This is a genomic window from Pigmentiphaga soli, assembly GCF_039541095.1.
GTDB lineage: Bacteria > Pseudomonadota > Gammaproteobacteria > Burkholderiales > Burkholderiaceae_B > Pigmentiphaga > Pigmentiphaga soli.
This window is the reverse complement of sequence record NZ_BAABFO010000010.1, coordinates 52,148-71,743: the sequence shown is the minus strand read 5'-3', so window position 1 is coordinate 71,743 and position 19,596 is coordinate 52,148. Positions and strand designations below refer to the sequence as shown.

Here is a 19,596-nt window from a genome sequence, read left to right as displayed (position 1 = left end):
CCATGCGATGCGCGGGCCGCTACCCCAATACGATCCAGGTCGGGGCATGGTCGCTGGCATGCGCCTCGCCCCGCACCCAGCGGTCCACCCCGGCATCGCGCAACTGCGATGCGGCCCCGGCATTCAACAGCAGATGATCGATCCGCAGCCCGGAGTTCTTCTGCCAATGCTGCCGGAAGTAATCCCAGAACGTATAGATCCGCTCGTCCGGATACCGCGCCCGCAGCGCATCCGTCCACCCCTGCGCCAGCAGGCGCCGGTAACATTCCCGGCTTTCCGGCTGCAGCAGCGCATCCTTGAGCCAGGAGCGCGGGTTGTAGATGTCCTCGTCCGTCGGCACGACGTTGTAGTCGCCCGCCAGCACTACCGGCTGCCGTTTGCGCACCAGCGTCGCCGCATGTTCGATCAATCTTTCGAACCAGGCCAGCTTGTAGTCGAACTTCGGCCCGGGCTGCGGGTTGCCGTTGGGCAGATATAGCGAGGCCACCAGGATCCCGTTCACTTCCGCCTCGAGGTACCGGCTGTGCTTGTCATCCGGATCGCCAGGCAATCCGCGCCGTACTTCTACCGGATCGGCTCCTTTGGCCAATACCGCCACGCCGTTCCACGACGTCTGTCCATGCCAGACCGCGCCATATCCCGCCTGCCGGATGGCATCGATCGGAAACGCCGCATCGGCGGCCTTCAATTCCTGCAGGCAGGCCACGTCCGGCGCCTCGCGCTCGAGCCATGCCAGCAGCGCGGGAAGCCGCGAGCGAATGCCATTGATGTTGAACGTGGCGATCTTGAAGGCGGACACGGCAGCTCTCCTCGAAGCGAAACCCAGGCACCGGCGAGCGCGGCGCCTGCCGGTTCAATTATCCACGCGCCGGCGCCGTCCAGGCGTAACCGTCGGCGCGGACGCCTCGCGCGCATGCCGCACCGCGTCCACGATCTCCGCCCTTACCCACCGATGCAGCGGCGACGTATGCTGGCGCTTCGACCACACCATGAAGTATTCGATATCCCGCAACGGCGGCGGCAGCTCCAGCGTCGCGAGCGGAAAGTGCCGCTTGTGCGCCTGCGCCACGCACGCCGGCATCGTGGTCGCGTAATCGGTGTCCAGCAGCACGTAAGGCGTGATCCCGAACCCGGACAGGTAGGCCGAAAAAACTATCGCCCGATGATGCGGCTTGAGCACCCGGTCGAAGTTGGTTTCCCGATCGTACATCTGCGCAAACGCAAACCACCGGAAGCCGGCCAGGTCGTCCAGCGTAAGCGGCCCATGCCCCGCCATCGGATGCGTCGCCGCGATCACGCATACGCGCCGGTCGCGGAACAGGCTGGCGCTGTGGAAGCGCGGCGGAACCTTGCCGAACAGGCCGAGCGCGATGTCGATCCGTTCGGTGTCGAGGTCTTCCGGCTCGAAGTCGCCGTGCACAGACTGGAACCGCACGGTCACGCCGGGCGCCTGTACCCGCAGGCGTTCGAGCAATCTGGCGCCGATCACCACTTCCAGGTGCGCCCCCGTGCCGATGTTGACCACGGCCTGCGCGGTAGCCGGGTCGAAGTCGTCATGCGACTGCAGCGCCTCTTCCACCCGCGCCAGCGCGTCGTGCACGACCGCATGCAGTTCGAGCGCGCGCTCGGTCGGCACGAAGCGCCCGCGCGTCACCACCAGCAAGGGATCGCCCAAGGTGCGCCGCAGCCGCGCCAGTTCGCGGCTGATCGCCGGCTGGGTCTTGTGCAGCAGGGCGGCCGCGGCGGTGGCGCTGCGTGTGCGCATCAAGGCGTCGAAGGTCAGCAGCGCGTTCATGTCGAGCCGCCGCAGGTACGGCATCGCATGGCGGTCGGCCTGGGAAGGGGTATGCGGTAGAGGCATGATCTACGGAATATATACCAAATTCGGTATACGCCTCTTGCGGACCCGGCATTGGGCAATGCATGGCATGCCATGGAATAGTGCCCGCCACGCGCAGTCCTGCGCGGCCCATAACTGGAGACAAGCAGATGCTGAATCTTCCGAGCGCGGCAGCCGGCCGCGCGCTGTTGGCGCTGGCGGCGGCGCTGCCTTGCGCGGCGTCGGCCGCCGCCGATTTCCCGTCGCGTCCGATCACCGTGGTGGTGCCGTTCCCCACCGGCGGCACGCCGGACATCCTGGCGCGCGTGCTGGGCGAGTCGATCGGCCGCAGCGTGGGCCAGACCGTGGTGGTGGAGAACCGCGGCGGCGCCGGCGGCAATATCGGCACGCAGGCGGTGGCGCGCGCCGAGCCCGACGGCTATACGCTGCTGGTGTGCGCCTTCCACTGCGCGGTGGCGCCCGCGCTGTACAAGCCCGCGCCCTACGACATCGTGCGCGATTTCGAACCGGTGGCGATGATCGGCACGGTGCCCAGCGTGCTGGTGGTCAATCCGAAGGTGCCGGCCAAGAACGTGGCCGAGCTGATCGCCTATGCCAAGGCGAATCCCGGCAAGCTGAATTCCGCGTCGTCCGGCATCGGCACCTCGGCCCACATGGCGACCGAGCTGCTCAACAACCAGGCCGGCATCAAGCTGACCCACATCCCCTACAAGGGCGCGGGCCAGGTGGCCGCGGACCTGCTGGGCGGCCAGGTGGACATGTATTTCGACAACCTGCCGGCGTCGCTGGCCAGCATCCGCGCCGGCAAGCTGCGCGCGCTGGCGGTGGCCAGCGCCAGGCGGTCGCCGTCGATTCCCGACGTGCCGACCTTTACCGAGGCCGGCGTGCCGGGCTTCCTGATCACGCCGTGGTTCGGCATCATGGCCCCGGCCCGCACGCCGCAGCCGGTGCTGGACCGGCTCAACCGCGAGTTCGTCAAGGCGCTGGCCGATCCGGCGGTGGCCGACAAGATGAAGCAGCTCGGCGTGGAAACCGCCGCCGGTTCGCGGGAAGACCTGGCCGGATTCATCGCCGGCGAAAGCCGGAAGTGGAAGACCGTGATCGATACCAACCACATCCAGGCGCAATGACGGCCGACGCAGAAACGCCCAGCGTAGGAGAGGCCGGCCCGGGCCGCGCCGGCCCCATCGCCTTGCGCGAAATGGGCTCCTTCCACGTGGGCGGGCGCGTCGTGCGGCTGGAAGGACAACCGGCGGCGGAGTACCTGATGGCCGAGGGCGGCCAGCCGGTGCGCATCGATCCGAACGGCAGCTATTTCGTCGAGCAGATGTACGCGCAGTACTTCTTCGTGCAGGACGAGGGCGGACACTGGCCGCTGCTGTTCTGGCACGGCGGCGGCATGAGCGGCGCCACGTGGGAGACCACGCCGGACGGCCGCAGCGGCTGGCTGCATTATTTCCTGCGGCGCGGCTGGGACGCCTATCTGTGCGACGCGGTGGAGCGCGGCCGTTCGGGTTTCGCGCCGGTGCCGCAGGTGTGGCCGCAGGGGCCGGTGATCCAGCCGGCCGAGTCGATCCACGGCCGGTTCCGCATCGATTATCCCGACACGCAGTTCCCGCGCGAGCATTTCGACAGGCTGGCGCGGCAGATGGTGCCGCGCTGGACGCATACCGACGGCGCGATCATGGCCGCCTATCTCGAGCTGTTGGAGCGCACCGGGCCGGCCATCGTGGTGTGCCATTCGCAGTCGGGCGTGTTCGCGCTGCGCGCGGCGCATGCGCGGCCGGACCTGGTACGCGCGGTGGTGGCGCTGGAGCCGGCCAGCGTGCCGGCGTTCGATCCGGCGGTGCCGTACCGCGCGCCGACGCTGGTGCTGATGGGCGACCATATCGACGAGGATCCGCGCTGGCCGCGCATGCGCGACCGGATCCAGGCCTTCGCCGCGCAGTGGCCGCAGGTGGAGGTGGTGCCGCTGCCCGCGCGCGGCATGAAGGGCAACTCCCACATGCTGATGATGGACCGCAACAGCCTGGAAATCGCGGACCTGGCGCACGACTGGCTGGCCGCGCTGCCCGCCGCGCGGCGCGCGGATTAGGCCTGGCCCGCCGGCGCGCGGTGCTGCTGCTGGTCTTCGATGTACTCGCTCAGGCTGCGCAGGTGCCGCGTCATCTCGGCCACCGCCTGCGCGGCGTCGCGCGCCCGCATATGCTTCAGGATGCGCCGCCGCACGTCCACCACGTTGACGCGCGGCACCGGGTCCACCTGGGCCAGGTAGCTGCGCACGATCTCAGACAATGATTCCACCAGCATCACGATGATCTCGTTGTGCGTGGCGCGCGCCAGCACGCGGTAGAACTCGGTGATGTAGGTGGTGCGCCGCGAGAAGTTGCCCTCGCGCGTCAATTGCTCGGAACGGTCGATGTCGCGTTCGATGGCCTCGAAGTCGGCCTCGGTGGCCCGTTCGCAAGCCACGCGGATGGCCACCTCCGTTACCAGGATCCGCGCTTCGGTGATGCTGCGCGTGGGGATCTGTCCCAGCAGCACCATGTCGCGCACGGCCTGGGTCACCACACCCGAATCGCTTTGCCGGATGAAGGAGCCGCCGGACACGCCCTGCTGGCAATGCACGAAGCCGGCCATCTCCAGGCTGCGCAAGGCCTCGCGCACCGCGGCACGGCTCACGCCGAACTGTTCGGCCAGGTCGCGTTCGGCCGGCAGGCGGTCGCCTGGCTGCAGGGTGCCGGCGGCGACTTCGCGGCGGATCTGGTCGCATACCTGTTCGAACATCCGCTTCTGCTGGATGGGGCCGAAGTTGGGCGTGCGGGCCGGGGCCGGGGCCGCGGCGGCGGCCGCATCGGCGGGCACCGGCGCCTGGGCGGGCGCGGCGGCGCGGCGGGTGCGGCGTTTGCGAGGGGCCGCGGGTGCGGGTTGGGGCATTGGTGGATCCTCTGCGTCGTAGGCGATGAACGGCCGGCCATGCTCCGGAGCTTCATGGCCTGACCTTTGCGCAATATTACGGGCAGATGGCCTTGTCGGCGAAATCACGCATTTTTGCTGGGGCGGAAAGCCACCGCCGGCAGCGACCCGACGATCATGGGTTAACCCTAGTAGTATTGGTCTGACCTTTTTATCATCATACCGATCCACGAACGACGCCAAGTTCGAGGAGACAGCATGAACAAATCGATCGCCGCGCTGGCCACCCTGGCGCTGCTGGTTTCGGCGCCTGCGACGAGCGCGCCCGCACGGCCGCCCGAAGGGCGCGCGTCCTCCCCCGGGGAGGATGTCGCCCAGCGACAGGAGGGCACATCACGAAGCGCCTATCCCGACAAGCCCATCGTCCTGATCGTGCCGTACGCGCCAGGCGGCCTGGGCACCACCTTCGGCAATCTGATGAGCGAAAGCCTGACGGCGCGCCTGGGCCAGCGCGTGGTGGTGGACTACCGCCCCGGCGCCAACGGCGGCATCGGCGCCGGCCTGGTGGCCAAGGCGCCGCCCGACGGCTACACGCTGTTCATGGCGGTCAACAGCACGATGGCGATCAATCCCAACCTGTACCCCAAGCTGCAGTACGACCCGCTGAAGGACTTCGCCCCGGTGGCGATGGTGTGCACCTCGTCGAACATCCTGGTGGTCAACGCGTCGAGCCCGGTGAAATCGGTGAAGGACCTTATCGCCGCCGCCAAGGCGAACCCGGGCAAGGTCAACTACGGTTCGTCAGGCAACGGCGCCACGCCGCACCTGTCGGGCGAGATGCTGCGGCTGGAGACCGGCGCGCCGGTGGTCCACGTGCCGTACAAGGGCATCGGGCCGGCATTGACGGACCTGATGGGCGGCCAGGTGGATTTCGTGTTCAGCGACACCTCGGCGCTGCCCTTCATCCAGGCCGGCAAGCTGCGCCCGCTGGCGGTGACCGGCCCCACGCGGCTGGGCGCGGCGCCGGACATTCCGACCATGGCCGAGGCCGGCGTGCCGAATTTCGTGATCCGCTCCTGGTACAGCATCGCCGCGCCGGCCGGCACGCCCAAGCCGATCGTCGACCGCCTCAACAAGGAAATCGCCGCCGTCGTCCACTCGCCCGAGATGCGCGAGAAGATGAAGACGGTGGGCATGGACCCGGCCGAAGATACGTCGGTGGACTATCTGGCCAGGACCATGCGCGCCGACCTGGCGTCATGGAAGAAGTTCGTGGCCGAAGCCCACATCACGATGGACTGACCACGGACGGACGCCTCCATGTACGAAGACGCTTCGCAGCCGGGCGACGGCCCAGCTCCTTATCCGGTGATCCGCGCCCTGCTCGCGCGCAAGCGGCGGATACCGCCCGCCGGCGGCATTGCCGCCGTGCTGCTCGGCTGCTGGCTGGGCTGGCGCACGGGCTTCGCCGAACTCTATCCCATCGCCGTCCTGCTGGGCGCCGCCGCGTACTTCGCGTTGAAGGTGGCGGTCGAAGTGGTCGAGCTGGTGGCAGACACCCTGATGCCGAGGTAATACGAATGATCGAGACCGATGTGTGCGTGGTCGGCGGCGGGCTGGCCGGCCTGACCGCCGCGCTGCGCGCCGCCCAGTCCGGACTGCGCGTGACGGTGCTGGAGCGCGCGCCCGAGCCTGACTACCTGTGCAATTCGCGGCTGACCGGCGGCGCCTTCCACGTATGCCTGCGCGACATCCAGTCCGACGCCGCCGAGCTGGAGCAGGCCATCCTGCGCGTGACCGACGGCGCCGCCCATCCGGGTTTGGCGCGGGCGGTGGCCACCGACGCGCGGCGCGCGGTCAAGTGGCTGCAAGGCCAGGGCATCCGCTTCATCAAGGGCGGCGCCGAGCCGCACCACAACTTCGTGCTGTCGCCGCCGTCGCTGCAGCGCGTGGGCTCGGACTGGCGCGGCCGCGGCGGCGACGTGCTACTGCGCACGCTGGGCGATGCGCTGGCGCGGCAGGGCGGCAGGCTGCTGCGCGGGCATCGCGCGCTCGAACTGAAGATGGAGGCTGGCCGCTGCGTGGGGCTGGCCGGGCAACGGGCCGAGGGCGGCGCCTTCGGGGTGCGCGCGGCGGCGGTGGTGATCGCCGATGGCGGCTTCCAGTGCGATGCCGAGCTGGTGCGGGCCAATATCTCGCCGGCGCCGGAAAAAGTGCTCCAGCGCAACGCCGGCTCGGGCCTGGGCGATGGCCTGCGGATGGCGCGGGCGGCCGGCGCGCGGCTGTCGAATTTGATCGGCTTCTACGGCCACCTGCAGAACCGCAATGCGTTGACGGATTCCCGCCTGTGGCCGCTGCCGTGGATGGACAACGTGGCCACCTCGGCCATCGTGGTCGACGCGCAGGCGCGCCGCTTTGCCGACGAAGGCCGCGGCGGCGTCTACCTGGCCAACCGGGTGGCCGCGCTGGCCGATCCGCTGACGGCCGCCGTGATCTTCGACCAGCCTTTGTGGGACGGCCCCGGCAAGTCGCGCTTCCTGCCGCCCAATCCGAACATGGAGCAGTGCGGCGGCCTGATCGTGCGGGCCGACAGCGTGGAGCAGCTGGCCGGGCGCCTGGGCCTGCCGGCGCCGGCGCTGGCCGCCACGGTCGACGCCTACAACCGCGCGGTCGAACAGGGCGCCTTCGACGCGCTGGTGCCGCCGCGCAGCACGCACGCCTACAAGCCGCTGCCGATCCGCACCGCGCCGTTCTACGGCGTGCCGGTGTGCGCCGGCATCACCTACACGATGGGCGGCATCGCGATCGACGAATGGTCGCGCGCGATGACGGCCGACGGCCGGCCCTTTCCCGGCCTGTACGCGGCGGGCGGCGCCAGCGGCGGGCTGGAGGGCGGCGACAGCATCGGCTACGTGGGCGGGCTGGCCAAGGCGGCGACCACCGGCCTGCGCGCCGGCGAACACATCGCGCAGGCCGCCCAGCGCGCGCCGGCATGACCGGGCGCGATACGAACACCCAATGAATGGCGCGCGAACCGAAGGGCGCGAACACGCGAGGAAAAGGCGGCAAATGGCAGAACTGGATACCGATGTACTGGTGGTCGGCGGCGGCCCGGTGGGGCTGGCGCTGGCCGGCGACCTGGGCTGGCGGGGGCGGCGCTGCGTGCTGGCCGAGCAGGGCGACGGCTCGATCCTGCAGGCCAAGATGGACGGGGTCGGCATCCGCACGATGGAGTTCTGCCGCCGCTGGGGCATCGTGGGCGACGTGGAATCGAGCGCCTACAAGCGCGACTACCCGCAGGACAACGTCTACCTGACCGCGCTCGACGGCTACGAGCTGGAGCGCGAGCCGCTGCCGTCGATGCGCGACGACGTGCCGCCGCCCGACAGCCCGCAGAAGCGCGAGCGCTGCCCGCAGAACATGTTCGACCCGGTGCTGCAGAAATTCGCCCGTTCGCAGCCGGGCGTGGAACTGCGCTACCGCCACCGGCTGCTGTCGTTCCGGCAGGACGCCGACGGCGTCGCTTCCACGCTCGCCGATCTGGAATCGGGCCGCGAGTTCGAGGTGCGTTCGCGTTTCCTGGTGGGCTGCGACGGCGGCCGCAGCGCGGTGCGCCAGCAGCTCGGCATCGCGATGCACGGCGAGGGGCTGCTGACCCACACCACCAACGTGATCTTCCGCTGCCCGAATTTCAACAGCCTGCACGACAAGAAGCCCGGCTACCGCTACATGTTCGTCGGCGCGCACGGCGTGTGGGCCACCATCGTCGCCATCAACGGCAACGACCAGTGGCGCATGTCGATCATCGGCAACGACCAGGACAACCCCGTCTATAGCGAAGACGAGCTGAAGGCCTTCGCCTACCGCGCGATGGGCCGGCCGTTCGGCCTGGAGATCCTCAGCATCCTGCGCTGGACCCGGGTCGAGCAGGTGGCAGAACGCTACGGCGAAGGCCGGGTATTCATCGCGGGCGACGCCTGCCACCTGACCTCGCCCACCGGCGGGCTGGGGATGAACACCGGCATCGGCGACGCGGTCGACCTGTCGTGGAAGCTGGCGGCCTGCCTGGAGGGCTGGGGCGGCCCGCGGCTGCTCGAATCGTACGAACTGGAGCGGCGGCCGGTCGCGCTGCGCATCACGCGCTTTTCCACCGGCAACCTGCGCATCATGCAGCGCGTGCCGCACACCGCCCAGATCTTCGAGGACAGCGAAGCCGGCCGCCAGGCGCGCGAGCGCGTCGGGCAGGCGTTGAAGGCCGGCCTGCGGCGCGAGTGGTTCTCCAAGAACATGCACCTGGGCAACCGCTACGTGGAGTCCCCGGTATGCGTCTATGCCGAACCGGAAGACGAGGCGCAGGTCCGGGCCGAATACGAAGAAGCCGTGCGCTACGTGCCGAGCACCCGCCCCGGCGCGCGCGCGCCGCACGCATGGCTGGCCGACGGCCGCTCGACGCTGGACCTGTTCGGGCGCGGCTTCGTGCTGGTGGCGCGGGCCGACCGCGCGGCCGCCGCCGGGCCGCTGGCGCAGGCGGCCGAGCGGCTGGGGGTGCCGCTGCGCGTGGCGCCCATCGGCCAACCCGAAGTGCTGGCCGCCTACGAGAAGCCCTATGTGCTGGTGCGCCCCGACGGCCACGTCGCGTGGCGCGGCGATGCGCTGCCGGGTGACGCGCAATGGCTGCTGAACACCATCTGCGGCCGATGACTCATGGAGCATGACATGCAAGATCGATCGACGGATTTCGACCTCATCGTGGTGGGCGCCGGCATGGCCGGCCATTGCACGGCGCTGGAAGGCGCGCGCCAGGGAGGCCGCGTGCTGCTGCTGGAGAAGACCGAGCGCTACGGCGGCAGCACCCGCATGTGCGGCGGCGCCTTCGCCTTCGCCGGCACCGACATCCAGAAGAAGCTCGGCATCGAGGACTCGGCCGAACTGCTGGAGCAAGACCTGATGGCGGCCGGCAAGCACCGCAACGACGCCGCGCTGGTCCATGCCTACGCGCAGCACCAGTACGAGGCGTACAAATGGCTGGAGGCGCTGGGCCTGCGCTTCGAGAAGGTCTCGCTGAGCGGCAGCCAGTCGGTGCCTCGCAACCACAGCATCGACCCCGTGCTGGTGCTGGAAACGCTGCACGACAACGTGCTGCGCGCCGGCGTGGCCTACCGCAGCGGCGCCGCGGTGCAACGGCTGCTGACCGAAGGCGAGGGCGAGGAGCGCCGCGTGGTGGGCGTGGCGCTGGCTTCCGGCGAAACGGTCCGCGCCGCCGGCGGCGTGGCGATCGCCACCGGCGGCTTCTCGCGCGCGGCCGACCTGGTCGAGCGCTTCGTGCCGCATCTGCGCGCCGCGCGCCCGATGGGCGGCTACGGCAATACCGGCGACGGGCTGCGCATGGCCTGGGCGCTGGGCGCCGACCTGATCGACCTGGGCTATGTGAAGGGTTCGTTCGGCGCGCCCGTGGCCGCGCCCACGCCCGGCATGGAAGAGCAGGCGCCGCGCCTGATCTCGGCCATGTACCGCGGCGCCATCGTGGTCAACGCGGCCGGGCGGCGCTTCATCGACGAATCGGTTTCGTACAAGGCCATCGGCGACCGCTGCCTGCAGCAGCCTGACGCGCTGGCCTTCCAGATTTTCGATCAGCAGGTGATGGACCAGTCCTCGCCGCTGCCGACCGTGGCCGATTACCGCGCCGCGCTGGACACCGGCCTGCTGCGGCAGGCCGGTTCGCTGCGCGACCTGGCCGCCGCGCTCGGCATCGATCCCGACGGGCTGCTGGCCACCGTCGAACGCTACAACGCCGCCTGCGACGGCCGCGAGCCCGACGAGATGGGGCGCACTTCGCTCAGCACCGGCTACGGCAAGCCGACCCGGATCGAGCGCGGGCCGTTCTACGGGCTGGCCTGCACCACCGGGCTGACCTCCACCTATTGCGGGCTGCACACCGATACCGACGCCCGCGTGCTCGACGTGTTCGACAGGCCGATCGAGGGGCTGTACGCCACCGGCGAGGTGATGGGCGGCTTCCACGGCGAAACCTATATGAGCGGATCGTCGCTGGCCAAGGGCTGCATCTTCGGCCGCCTGGCGGCCCGCCATGCGCTGCGGCGCGCCGGCGTGGCGGCGGCCTGACGGCGATGCGGCGTTCCATGTCGGCCGCCTCGCCGTCGTTCGCACGGCCCCGGCACCACGCCGTTCCACCATCGAAGGAGGACTCATGAGCGTCACCAGGCAATTCGCCGACTTCGCGCTGTCGGCTTCTTACGCCGACCTGCCCGCCGCCGTGCGGCATTCGGCCAAGCTGCTGATGCTGGACACGCTGGGCTGCGCGCTGGGCGCGCTCGGCACCACGCCGGGGCTGGCGGTGCGCCGCATCGCGCACCAGTCGGGCAGCGGCCCGGCCACGGTGCTGGGCACCGGCCACAAGGCGCCGGTGGCGACCGCAGCCTGGGCCAACGGCCGGCTGGGCAACGTGCTCGACATGGACGAGTGCTACAAGGTGCAGGGCCACCACGCGCAGGCCGCGCTGGGCGCCGCGCTGGCGCTGGGCGAGGAAGGACGCCGCAGCGGCTGCGACGTGCTGATGGCCTTCACGATGGGCTTCGAGGCGGGCGTGCGGCTGGGCAATTTCCTGAGCCCGCGCGTGACCGTCGACGACCGCGGCCGCACGCGCGGCTGGACCGGGCTGGTAGGGCCCGGCCAGGGCGTGCACGCGGCCTGCGCCGCCGCCTCGCGCCTGCTCGGCGCCAGCGCCGGCGAACTGGCCGACGCCTTCGGCATGTGCGCCCAGTACATGGTGGGGCGCGACTGGTCGCGGCAATGGGGCCGCGATCCCGACCTGGGCACGCTGAAGTACGCCGACACCGGCTGGAACGCGCAGGGCGGCCTGATGGCCGCGTGGCATGCGCGCGAGGGCCTGCGCGGCATCCGCGACATTTTCGATACCGACAGCTATGCGCAGGTGTTCCAGGGCGTGCTGCTCGATCCGGCCGCCTTGCTGCGCGACGCCGGCAGCCGCTGGTACCTGCCCGAAACCTCCATCAAGTTCTGGCCCTGCTGCCGCTGGATCCACTACGCGCTGACCGCGTTCGACCACATCGTGCGCGAACACGGCCTGGCCGCCGACGAGATCGGGAAGGTCGAACTGCGTTCCTTCCCGATGATTCCCTATCCCCGCTTCGGCGCCAGCGACGATCCGCCCAATCTGGTGGCGGCCTCGTTCAGCTTCGCGCATGCGGCGGCGATGGTGGCGCTGGGCGTGCCGGCCGGCCCGCAGTGGTTCGCCGACGACAGCCTGCATGGCGAGGCGGCGCGCGCGATGCGCGCCAAGGTCGGCCTGGGCGACGACGAGCGCGGCTACGACCCGCGCGCCTGGGGCCTGGAACAGGGCGAGCTGAAAGTGCCGTCGCACGCCATCGTGCACGCCCGCGGCAAGGTGTTCGAGGCCACCGGCGACTACGCGCTGGGCGATTCGTGGGAAGGCGCGCCGCGCTACGGCCAGGCCGACGTGATCGCCAAGTTCCGCCGCCTGGCCAAGACGCTGGCGCCGCTGTCCGACCGCTGGGAGCAGCGCATCGACCGCATGGTGGAAACGGTGCTGGCGGTGGACGAACTGGACGACGTGCGCGAATTGACGGCCGCGCTGAGCCTGGAGGGGTGAGGCGCGGGCCCGGCCCGCACAGCGCCTTCGCGCCGCCCCACCGAGCCACGAGCAAAATAAAGGAGACACCCGTGATCGATCGCCGCCGCTTTCTCGGCCTGCCATTGGCCGCCGCCGCGCTGCCCGCCGCCGTGCGCGCCGCGGACCGCTTCCCGTCCCGCCCGGTGCGGATCGTGGTGCCGTTCCCGCCCGGCGGCCTGACCGACGTCAGCGCCCGCCGGCTGGCGCAGATGGCCAGCGAAACGCTGGGCCAGCCCTTCGTCGTGGAGAACCGGCCCGGTGCCAACGGACTGGTCGGCACCGCCCAGGCGATCCGCCCGCCGGCCGACGGCTACACGGTCGTGGCGGTGACCACCAGCGTCGTGCTGATCGGTCCGCTGTTGAACGACGCGCCGTTCGATCCGCTGCGCGACCTGGCCTATCTGCTGAACTACGCCGGCCCCTCGCACGCGCTGGTGGTGATGGCCGATTCGCCGTACCGGACCTTCGACGACCTGATCGCCGACGCCCGCCGCCGGCCGGGCGAAGTCACCTACGGCACGGTGGGCGTGGCCGACGCCGCGCACTTCGGGGTGATGGCGCTGAGCCAGGCCAAGAACGTGAAGTTCAACCACATTCCCTACCAGGGCGCGAGCCAGAGCATGATGGCCGCCGTTTCCGGCGAAGTGGCGTTCACGCCCACCTCCAACTACGCGGAGATGGTCAAGGCCGGCAAGCTGCGCGTGCTGGCCCTGCTCGACAAGGACCGGCTGCCGGCGATGCCCGACGTGCCGACCTTTTCCGAACTGGGCGTGGGCTGGGAATTTCCGTGGATCACCGGTTTCGCGATGGCGGCCGGCACGCCGGAGCCGATCCGCCGCACGCTGGAATCGACCTTCCTGCAGGCTGCGCGCAGTCCCGCCTTCGGCGCCTACCTGGACGGCCTGGTCGTGCCGCGCTACGTGCTGGACGGCGCGCAGATGCGGGCCGACCTTGCCGCCAAGATTCCCCAGTACCGCAAGATCGCGCAGGACTTCGGCCTGAAGACCAGCGCCGCGCCGGCGCGGCATGCCCGGGTCGCGCCGGCCGCGAAGCCGCCCGGACAGCCGGCGGCAATCGACACCGGGCGCGCCTGACCGGGCAGCCCATCCCCCAAGACGACATGGAGACCGAAATGAGACTACAGGGCAAGGTCGCGGTGGTGACCGGCGCCGGGCGCGGCATCGGCCGCGGGTTCGCGCTGCGGCTGGCGCGGCTGGGCTGCGACGTGGTGGTGGCCGACGTGGACCTGGACGGCGCCGCGAAATTCGGCGAGGCCCTGACCGCGGCCTCGGTGCCCGACGAGATCATCGCGCTCGGCCGCCGCAGCATCGGCGTCGAGGGCGACCTCAGCCGGCGAGCCGACGCGCAGGCGCTGATCGACCGCGCGCTCGAGGCCTTCGGCCGCGTCGACATCCTGGTCAACAACGCCGGCGGCGCGGTGGCGCCGATCGCCACCAGCCGCGCTTCCGAAATGAACGAGGAAGACTTCCGCCGCATGTTCGACGTCAACCTGATGACCACCATCCACTGCAGCCAGGCGGCGGTGCCGGCCATGCGCGCGGGCGGCGGCGGCAGCATCGTCAACGTGGCCTCGACCCTGGGCATCGACGCGGCGCACCGCGGCGGCCTGCTGGCCCACTACGGCATGGCCAAGACGGGCGTGATCCAGTTCACGCGCTTCCTGGCGGCCGAAGTCGGCCCGGACGGCATCCGCGTCAACTGCATCGCGCCGGGATCGACCGCTACCGCGCGCGTGGTCAGCCAGGCCAAGGAACGCAACATCGTCAACGACGGCGACCTGCCGAAGATCCCGCTGCGCCGCCTGGGCACCGTCGAAGACATGGCCGGCCCGCTCGAATTCCTGGCCAGCGACCTGTCGTCGTACGTAACCGGGCAGGTCATTTCCGTATGCGGCGGCAAGGTGCTGACCGCGTCGTAGCGCCGGCCGCCAGGCAAGACACCACAGAGCCACACAGGAGACCCGCCATGCATGCCGTTCGCCGTTCCTTCATCGCCGCCGCGCTGGCGGCATTCGTCGCCCTGGCCGGCCCGCCGGCCGGCGCCGCCGATTTCCCCGCCCATGCGCTGCGCGTGATCGTGGGCACGGTGCCGGGCGGCATCACCGACCTGGGCATCCGCAAGCTGGCCGAGATGGTCAGGCAGGACCTGGGCCAGCCCGTCGTGGTCGAGAACAAGCCGGGCGCGCAGGGCACCATCGCCATCAGCCAGATGATCAAGAGTCCGGCCGACGGCTACACGCTGGCCACCGTGTCGACCAGTTCCGTGCTGATCGCGCCGCTGACCACCGACGTGCCCTTCGACCCGCTCAAGGACGTGGCCTACATCATGAACTACGCCGGCCCGTCGCAGGCCCTGCTGGTGCGCGCCGATTCGAAGTACCGCACGCTGGAGCAGCTGGTGGCCGACGCCCGCGCCCATCCCGGCGCGATCGCCTACGCCACCTTCGGCGTGGCCGACGCCGGCGGCTTCGGCATCAAGGCGCTCAGCAAGGCCAAGGGCGTGACCTTCAACCAGATCCCGTACCAGGGCTCGGCGCAGCAGCTGATGGCGCTGCTGTCGGGCGAGGTGCAGTTCACGGTCACGTCGAACTACATGTCCGACATCAACAACAAGCGCCTGCGCGCGCTGGCGGTGCTCGACGGCCAGCGCTACGCCGGGCTGCCCGATACGCCCACCTTCAAGGAATCCGGCGTGGACTTCGACTTCCCGTGGATCATGGGGCTGGTGGCGCCGGCCGGCGTGCCGGCCGACATCCGCAGGAAGCTCGAAGCCGCCTTCGTCAAGGCCGCGCGCAGCCCCGAGTTCGCGCAGTTCATGGCCCAGCGCGACGTGCCGGCCTATGTGATGACGGCCGACGAAATGACGCGCGACATGCACAAGCGCGTGGTCGAGTACACCAAGGCCGTCAAGGAATACGGGTTCCGGCAATGAACGGGGCGAGCGCAAAGACGGCCGGGGCGGCAGGCGCGCCGCAGGCATCGGCCACCGGCCGTGTGATCGAGGTACCCGCCCCGGGCGGACCGGAAGCGCTGACGCTGGCGTGGCGCCCGGTCCCGCGGCCCGGCGCCGGCGAACTGCTGATCCGCGTGCACGCCGCCGGCGTCAATCGCGGCGACCTCAAGCAGCGCGAGGGCGATTTCCCGCGCCTGCCCTCGGCCGCCGGCAACGTGCTGGGCCTGGAAGTGGCCGGCCAGGTGCAGGCCTGCGGCGACGGCGTGCAGGGCTGGCGGCCCGGCGACCGCGTGTGCGCGCTGCTGGTGGGCGGCGGCTATGCCGACCATTGCGTGGCGCCGGCGGTGCAGTGCCTGCCCATGCCGCAAGGGCTGGACTTCGCCGCGGCCGCGGCGCTGCCCGAGACCTTCGCCATCGTCTGGCTCACGCTGTTCGGGCAGGCCCGCCTGCAGCCCGGCGAAACGGTGCTGGTGCACGGCGGTTCGAGCGGCATCGGCGTGGCGGCGATCCAGCTCGCGCGGGCAACCGGCGCCCGCGTGCTGGCCACCGCGGGCAGCGCGGAGAAATGCGAGGCCTGCCGCGCGCTCGGCGCCGAACGGGCCATCGATTACCGGCAGGAGGACTTCGTCGCGGCGGTCCAGGCCCATACCGGCGGCCGCGGCGTGGACGTGGTGCTCGACATGGTCGGCGGCCCCTACGCGGCGCGCAACCTGGCCACGCTGGCGCCCGGCGGCCGGCTGGCCTACGTGGCCGGCGACGGCGGCGGCGAGGCCACCTTCAACATCCGCGAAATCATGATGCGCCGCCTGACCATCACCGGCGCCACGCTGCGCCACCGCAGCATCGAAGAGAAGGGGGTCGTCATGGCGGCGCTGCGCGAACGGATCTGGCCGCTGATCGAACGCGGCGAGATCCGGCCGGTGGTGGCGCGGACCTTTCCCTTGGAACAGGCGGCAGATGCCCATCGCTGCCTGGAGGCCGGCGGCACCGTCGGCAAGGTGATTCTTCTGACGAAGTGACGGCCGCCATGCGGCCGGGCCGCGGCCAGCGGCCGAAGCGGCATTCGCGCCAAGCAACGAGGAGATTTCAACCATGAACGACCCGGACCCCTACAGCCCCGCCCGCATCGCCGACCGCATGGCGATCCAGGACACCATGTACCGCTGGTGCCGCGCGGTGGACCGCCTCGATTTCGACGGCATCCGCTCGGTATTCCACCCCGACGCCATCGACCGCCACGGCCCCTTCGAAGGCAGCGTCGACGGCCTGGTCGAATGGATCCGCGAACGCCACCGCGCGATCCCGTTCTCGATGCACCAGATCAGCAACATCCTGATCGAGTTCGCCGGCCCCGACCTGGCGCTGGTGGAAACCTATGTACGCACCGTGCAGCGCTACCCGGCCGAGGCCAAGGCCGCGCTGGCCCAGCTTTCGGGCGGCGCCCAGGGCAGGGACGGCCTGGGCGCCGACCTGTTCACCTGCTCGCGCTACGTGGACCGCTTCGAGCGCCGCGACGGCGAATGGCGCATCGCGCGCCGCACGCTGGTGCAGGACTGGAAGCAGATCGTCGACGTGCCGGCCGACGCGCCGCGGCCGCGCGAGGGCTGGCTGGTGGGACGGCGCGACCGGCAGGATCCGCTGTACCTGGAGCGCGCGGAACTCGGCCTGTGAGCGCGGCCGCAAGGCAAACCGGCGCCGCGGCCCGCCCGGCCGCCGGACAAGGAAACCGACGATGAAGAACGGAAAGAAAGCGATGGACAGGCAGCCGACGGACAAGCAACCGGCGGACACGCAGCGCGTGGCATGGGTGACGGGCGCGGCGAGCGGCATCGGGCTGGCGTCGGCGCGGTGGCTGGCCGAAGCGGGCCACGCGGTGGTATTGCTGGACCGCAGCGAAGCGGTGCGCGACGCCGCCGCCTCGCTCGCGGCCGGGGGCGCCAAGGCGCTGGCAGTGGTGGTTGACCTGGCCGATCTTGCCGGGCTGCCCGGCGTGGCAGCCGGCACGGCGGCGCAATTCGGCCACTGCGACATCCTGGTCAACAATGCCGGCGTGCATCCGAAGCGCAACGGCATGGTGCCGGCCCTGGAAGACATCGACGCCGACGAATGGGAGGCCGTGTTCCGCGTCAACGTGACGGCGCCCTTCCTGCTGTGCCGCCACGCGGTCGGCCCGATGAAGGCGCGCGGCTGGGGGCGCATCGTCAACGTGGCCTCGCGCGCCGGCCGCGCCTGGTCCGACCGCGCCGGCACGCACTATTCGGCATCGAAGGCGGCGCTGATCGGCATGACGCGCAAGATCGCCGGCGACTTCGCCGCGCACGGCATCACCGCCAACTGCGTGGCGCCGGGCCAGATCGAAACGCCGCTGGCCCGCACCTCGCGGCCCGAGGTGCTGGAACGCGCGGCGCGCGCGACCCCGGTGCAGCGGCTGGGCACGACCGACGAAATCGCGGCGGCCGTGGCCTACCTGGCTTCCGACGCGGCGGGCTTCGTGACGGGCACCGTGCTCGACGTCAACGGCGGCATTTTCATGGCCTGACGCCGCGCGGCGTTCAGCGCTGCTCGAAGCTGCCGAAGCGCCGGTCGATGAATTCCCGCTGCGACACGAGATCGTCCACGCGCGCCTTCGGCGGCCCCTGCCGCATCCATTCGAGCATCTGGTCGACCTGGTCCGGCGTGCCCTGGATCATGGCCTCGACCGAGCCGTCGTCGTTGTTGCGGACCCAGCCGCGCACGCCGATCAGGTGCGCGCGGCGGACCGCCGACAGGCGGTAGCCGACGCCTTGCACCCGGCCGGTAACGCGCACGGACACGGTTTCGAGCGGGGTATCGGGAGGAAGTGTCTGCATGGAGCGATCCGGAAAAACGTCGCGCTGATTTTATCGTCCGGCCATCGCGATGGCAGCGGCAAGGCGTTGGGCGGATAATCGAGGGTTTGCAGGTTTCACGGCAATCCTTTTCATGGCATCGACTTCTTCCCTGCGGCCCGGCCTGGTGTGGCTGATGGCGGCCGCCACCGGCATCTCCGTTGCAAGCAACTACTACGCGCAGCCGCTGCTGCACACCATTGCGCAAGATCTGGGCCTGTCGTTCGGCGCGGTCGGGCTGGTGGTGACCGTGGCGCAGGTGGGCTATACGGTAGGCCTCGTATTCCTGCTGCCGCTGGGCGACATGCTCGAGCGGCGCGGCATGATTTTCCTGATGACGCTGGTGTGCGCGGCCGGCCTGCTGGGCGCGGCGCTGTCGACCGGCCTGGGAACGCTGCTGGCGAGCGTGGCGATGGCGGGCATGTTCTCGGTGGTGGCGCAGGTGCTGGTGCCGTTCGCCGCCACGCTGGCCGCGCCCGAAGAGCGCGGCCGCGTGGTCGGCACGGTAATGAGCGGCCTGTTGCTGGGTATCCTGCTGGCGCGCACGGTATCGGGCGCGCTGGCCGAGACCGGCAGCTGGCGCGCCGTGTACTGGTTCGCCGCGGCCTCGATGGTGATCCTGGCCTTCGTGCTGCGGCGCGCGCTGCCGCGCCATTCGCCCGAGGCCAGCGGGCTGAGCTATCCGCAGCTGCTGCGCTCGATCGTCACGCTGCTCGCGCAGGAACCGGTGCTGCGGCTGCGCGCGCTGCTGGGCGCGGTCATCTTCGCCAATTTCAGCCTGCTGTGGACGTCGATCGCGTTCCTGCTGGCGGGGCCGCCGTACAACTATTCCGACGTCACCATCGGCCTGTTCGGCCTGGCCGGCGCGGCGGGCGCGCTGGCGGCGTCCAGGGTGGGGCGGCTGGCCGACCGCGGCCACGGCAACCTGGCGACGCTGGTCGGCCTGGCCGTGCTGACGGCCTCGTGGCTGCCGATGCTGCTGGCCCGCGATTCGCTGGCGGCGCTGCTGGCGGGCATCCTGCTGCTCGACCTGGCCGCGCAGGTGGTGCACATCAGCAACCAGAGCGCGATCTACCGCCTGCGCCCCGAGGCGCGCAACCGCATCAACGCCGGCTACATGACCTGCTACCTGAGCGGCGGCGCCGTCGGTTCGCTGCTGTCGGCCCAGGCCTACCAGCATGCGGGCTGGACGGGCGTGGGCGTCGCCGGGCTGGCGATCGGCGCGGTGGGGCTGGCCGCCTGGCTGCGGCGGCCGGCCGGGTCCTGAAGTCGCCGCGGTCAACACGCCCGGCACGCCGCTGTGCTAGCGTTAGCGTTGTGACATCCGA

19 protein-coding genes are annotated in these 19,596 nt (G+C 70.6%); 15 read left to right on the top strand and 4 right to left on the bottom strand.

Annotated features, from left to right (window positions below; translation table 11 throughout):
* Positions 1–19 precede the first annotated feature (19 nt).
* Together ABD927_RS11985 and ABD927_RS11980 are read right to left on the bottom strand one after the other, a co-directional pair.
* Positions 20–799: an exodeoxyribonuclease III gene (locus tag ABD927_RS11985; protein ID WP_345249644.1), complete on the bottom strand. Its 780-nt coding sequence runs from the start codon at positions 797–799 to the stop codon at positions 20–22.
* A 54-nt stretch (positions 800–853) separates the two neighbouring features.
* Entirely contained in the window at positions 854–1,795 is a 942-nt protein-coding gene (locus tag ABD927_RS11980) for a LysR family transcriptional regulator (RefSeq protein WP_345249642.1), read from the bottom strand.
* Between the two features lie 194 nt (positions 1,796–1,989).
* On the opposite strand from ABD927_RS11980, the gene ABD927_RS11975 reads away from it, so the two are divergent.
* Together ABD927_RS11975 and ABD927_RS11970 are read left to right on the top strand one after the other, a co-directional pair.
* A complete protein-coding gene (locus tag ABD927_RS11975) occupies positions 1,990–2,970 on the top strand; it encodes a tripartite tricarboxylate transporter substrate binding protein (protein WP_345249640.1) in 981 nt (326 codons plus the stop codon).
* Positions 2,967–3,935, top strand: coding sequence for an alpha/beta hydrolase (locus ABD927_RS11970; protein WP_345249638.1), 969 nt, complete (start codon positions 2,967–2,969; stop codon positions 3,933–3,935). Before ABD927_RS11975 ends, ABD927_RS11970 begins: the two co-directional genes overlap by 4 nt.
* On the opposite strand, the gene ABD927_RS11965 is transcribed toward ABD927_RS11970, so the two are convergent.
* Positions 3,932–4,777: a FadR/GntR family transcriptional regulator gene (locus tag ABD927_RS11965; RefSeq protein WP_345249636.1), complete on the bottom strand. Its 846-nt coding sequence runs from the start codon at positions 4,775–4,777 to the stop codon at positions 3,932–3,934. The genes ABD927_RS11970 and ABD927_RS11965 overlap by 4 nt on opposite strands.
* Before the next feature lie 237 nt (positions 4,778–5,014).
* Here ABD927_RS11965 and ABD927_RS11960 point away from each other — a divergent pair, with 237 nt between their 5' ends.
* The 12 genes from ABD927_RS11960 to ABD927_RS11905 all read left to right on the top strand — a co-directional run bounded on the left by ABD927_RS11960 (position 5,015) and on the right by ABD927_RS11905 (position 17,940).
* Entirely contained in the window at positions 5,015–6,058 is a 1,044-nt protein-coding gene (locus tag ABD927_RS11960) for a Bug family tripartite tricarboxylate transporter substrate binding protein (protein WP_345249634.1), read from the top strand.
* An 18-nt stretch (positions 6,059–6,076) separates the two neighbouring features.
* Entirely contained in the window at positions 6,077–6,331 is a 255-nt protein-coding gene (locus ABD927_RS11955; RefSeq protein ID WP_345249632.1) for a hypothetical protein, read from the top strand.
* A gap of 5 nt (positions 6,332–6,336) precedes the next feature.
* Positions 6,337–7,752 (top strand): FAD-dependent oxidoreductase, encoded by a 1,416-nt coding sequence (locus tag ABD927_RS11950; protein WP_345249630.1) that lies wholly within the window; start codon positions 6,337–6,339, stop codon positions 7,750–7,752.
* 73 nt (positions 7,753–7,825) lie between these two features.
* Positions 7,826–9,457 carry an FAD-dependent monooxygenase gene (locus tag ABD927_RS11945; protein ID WP_345249628.1) on the top strand — a complete coding sequence of 544 codons (1,632 nt, stop codon included), beginning with the start codon at positions 7,826–7,828 and terminating at the stop codon, positions 9,455–9,457.
* A 15-nt stretch (positions 9,458–9,472) separates the two neighbouring features.
* Positions 9,473–10,879 (top strand): FAD-dependent oxidoreductase, encoded by a 1,407-nt coding sequence (locus ABD927_RS11940; RefSeq protein ID WP_345249626.1) that lies wholly within the window; start codon positions 9,473–9,475, stop codon positions 10,877–10,879.
* An 85-nt stretch (positions 10,880–10,964) separates the two neighbouring features.
* The gene (locus ABD927_RS11935; protein ID WP_345249624.1) at positions 10,965–12,407 is read left to right on the top strand and encodes an MmgE/PrpD family protein; all 1,443 of its coding nucleotides are present in this window, start codon (positions 10,965–10,967) and stop codon (positions 12,405–12,407) included.
* Positions 12,408–12,478: 71 nt separating this feature from the next.
* Positions 12,479–13,522, top strand: a complete 1,044-nt coding sequence (locus tag ABD927_RS11930; protein WP_345249622.1) for a tripartite tricarboxylate transporter substrate binding protein — start codon at positions 12,479–12,481, stop codon at positions 13,520–13,522.
* Positions 13,523–13,560: 38 nt separating this feature from the next.
* Positions 13,561–14,367, top strand: coding sequence for an SDR family NAD(P)-dependent oxidoreductase (locus tag ABD927_RS11925; protein WP_345249620.1), 807 nt, complete (start codon positions 13,561–13,563; stop codon positions 14,365–14,367).
* A 47-nt stretch (positions 14,368–14,414) separates the two neighbouring features.
* Entirely contained in the window at positions 14,415–15,380 is a 966-nt protein-coding gene (locus ABD927_RS11920) for a tripartite tricarboxylate transporter substrate binding protein (RefSeq protein WP_345249618.1), read from the top strand.
* Complete coding sequence (locus ABD927_RS11915) at positions 15,377–16,420, top strand: NAD(P)H-quinone oxidoreductase (RefSeq protein WP_345249616.1); 1,044 nt, start codon at positions 15,377–15,379, stop codon at positions 16,418–16,420. The genes ABD927_RS11920 and ABD927_RS11915 overlap by 4 nt, the downstream gene beginning before the upstream one ends.
* 73 nt (positions 16,421–16,493) lie before the next feature.
* Complete coding sequence (locus ABD927_RS11910; protein WP_345249614.1) at positions 16,494–17,072, top strand: nuclear transport factor 2 family protein; 579 nt, start codon at positions 16,494–16,496, stop codon at positions 17,070–17,072.
* A gap of 61 nt (positions 17,073–17,133) precedes the next feature.
* Positions 17,134–17,940: an SDR family NAD(P)-dependent oxidoreductase gene (locus ABD927_RS11905; RefSeq protein WP_345249612.1), complete on the top strand. Its 807-nt coding sequence runs from the start codon at positions 17,134–17,136 to the stop codon at positions 17,938–17,940.
* 13 nt (positions 17,941–17,953) lie between these two features.
* Here ABD927_RS11905 and ABD927_RS11900 read toward each other — a convergent pair whose 3' ends face one another.
* Positions 17,954–18,250: an acylphosphatase gene (locus ABD927_RS11900; RefSeq protein ID WP_345249610.1), complete on the bottom strand. Its 297-nt coding sequence runs from the start codon at positions 18,248–18,250 to the stop codon at positions 17,954–17,956.
* Between the two features lie 112 nt (positions 18,251–18,362).
* Here ABD927_RS11900 and ABD927_RS11895 point away from each other — a divergent pair, with 112 nt between their 5' ends.
* Positions 18,363–19,535, top strand: coding sequence for an MFS transporter (locus tag ABD927_RS11895; protein WP_345249609.1), 1,173 nt, complete (start codon positions 18,363–18,365; stop codon positions 19,533–19,535).
* Positions 19,536–19,596: the final 61 nt, after the last annotated feature.

Coding starts and splice junctions, on each gene's coding strand:
- ABD927_RS11905 (WP_345249612.1), top strand. CDS start 17,134: ATGAAGAACGGAAAGAAAGCGATGGACAGGCAGCCGACGGACAAGCAA.
- ABD927_RS11935 (WP_345249624.1), top strand. CDS start 10,965: ATGAGCGTCACCAGGCAATTCGCCGACTTCGCGCTGTCGGCTTCTTAC.
- ABD927_RS11980 (WP_345249642.1), bottom strand. CDS start 1,795: ATGAACGCGCTGCTGACCTTCGACGCCTTGATGCGCACACGCAGCGCC.
- ABD927_RS11940 (WP_345249626.1), top strand. CDS start 9,473: ATGCAAGATCGATCGACGGATTTCGACCTCATCGTGGTGGGCGCCGGC.
- ABD927_RS11945 (WP_345249628.1), top strand. CDS start 7,826: ATGGCAGAACTGGATACCGATGTACTGGTGGTCGGCGGCGGCCCGGTG.
- ABD927_RS11955 (WP_345249632.1), top strand. CDS start 6,077: ATGTACGAAGACGCTTCGCAGCCGGGCGACGGCCCAGCTCCTTATCCG.
- ABD927_RS11925 (WP_345249620.1), top strand. CDS start 13,561: ATGAGACTACAGGGCAAGGTCGCGGTGGTGACCGGCGCCGGGCGCGGC.
- ABD927_RS11900 (WP_345249610.1), bottom strand. CDS start 18,250: ATGCAGACACTTCCTCCCGATACCCCGCTCGAAACCGTGTCCGTGCGC.
- ABD927_RS11960 (WP_345249634.1), top strand. CDS start 5,015: ATGAACAAATCGATCGCCGCGCTGGCCACCCTGGCGCTGCTGGTTTCG.
- ABD927_RS11915 (WP_345249616.1), top strand. CDS start 15,377: ATGAACGGGGCGAGCGCAAAGACGGCCGGGGCGGCAGGCGCGCCGCAG.
- ABD927_RS11895 (WP_345249609.1), top strand. CDS start 18,363: ATGGCATCGACTTCTTCCCTGCGGCCCGGCCTGGTGTGGCTGATGGCG.
- ABD927_RS11970 (WP_345249638.1), top strand. CDS start 2,967: ATGACGGCCGACGCAGAAACGCCCAGCGTAGGAGAGGCCGGCCCGGGC.
- ABD927_RS11920 (WP_345249618.1), top strand. CDS start 14,415: ATGCATGCCGTTCGCCGTTCCTTCATCGCCGCCGCGCTGGCGGCATTC.
- ABD927_RS11975 (WP_345249640.1), top strand. CDS start 1,990: ATGCTGAATCTTCCGAGCGCGGCAGCCGGCCGCGCGCTGTTGGCGCTG.
- ABD927_RS11965 (WP_345249636.1), bottom strand. CDS start 4,777: ATGCCCCAACCCGCACCCGCGGCCCCTCGCAAACGCCGCACCCGCCGC.
- ABD927_RS11950 (WP_345249630.1), top strand. CDS start 6,337: ATGATCGAGACCGATGTGTGCGTGGTCGGCGGCGGGCTGGCCGGCCTG.
- ABD927_RS11910 (WP_345249614.1), top strand. CDS start 16,494: ATGAACGACCCGGACCCCTACAGCCCCGCCCGCATCGCCGACCGCATG.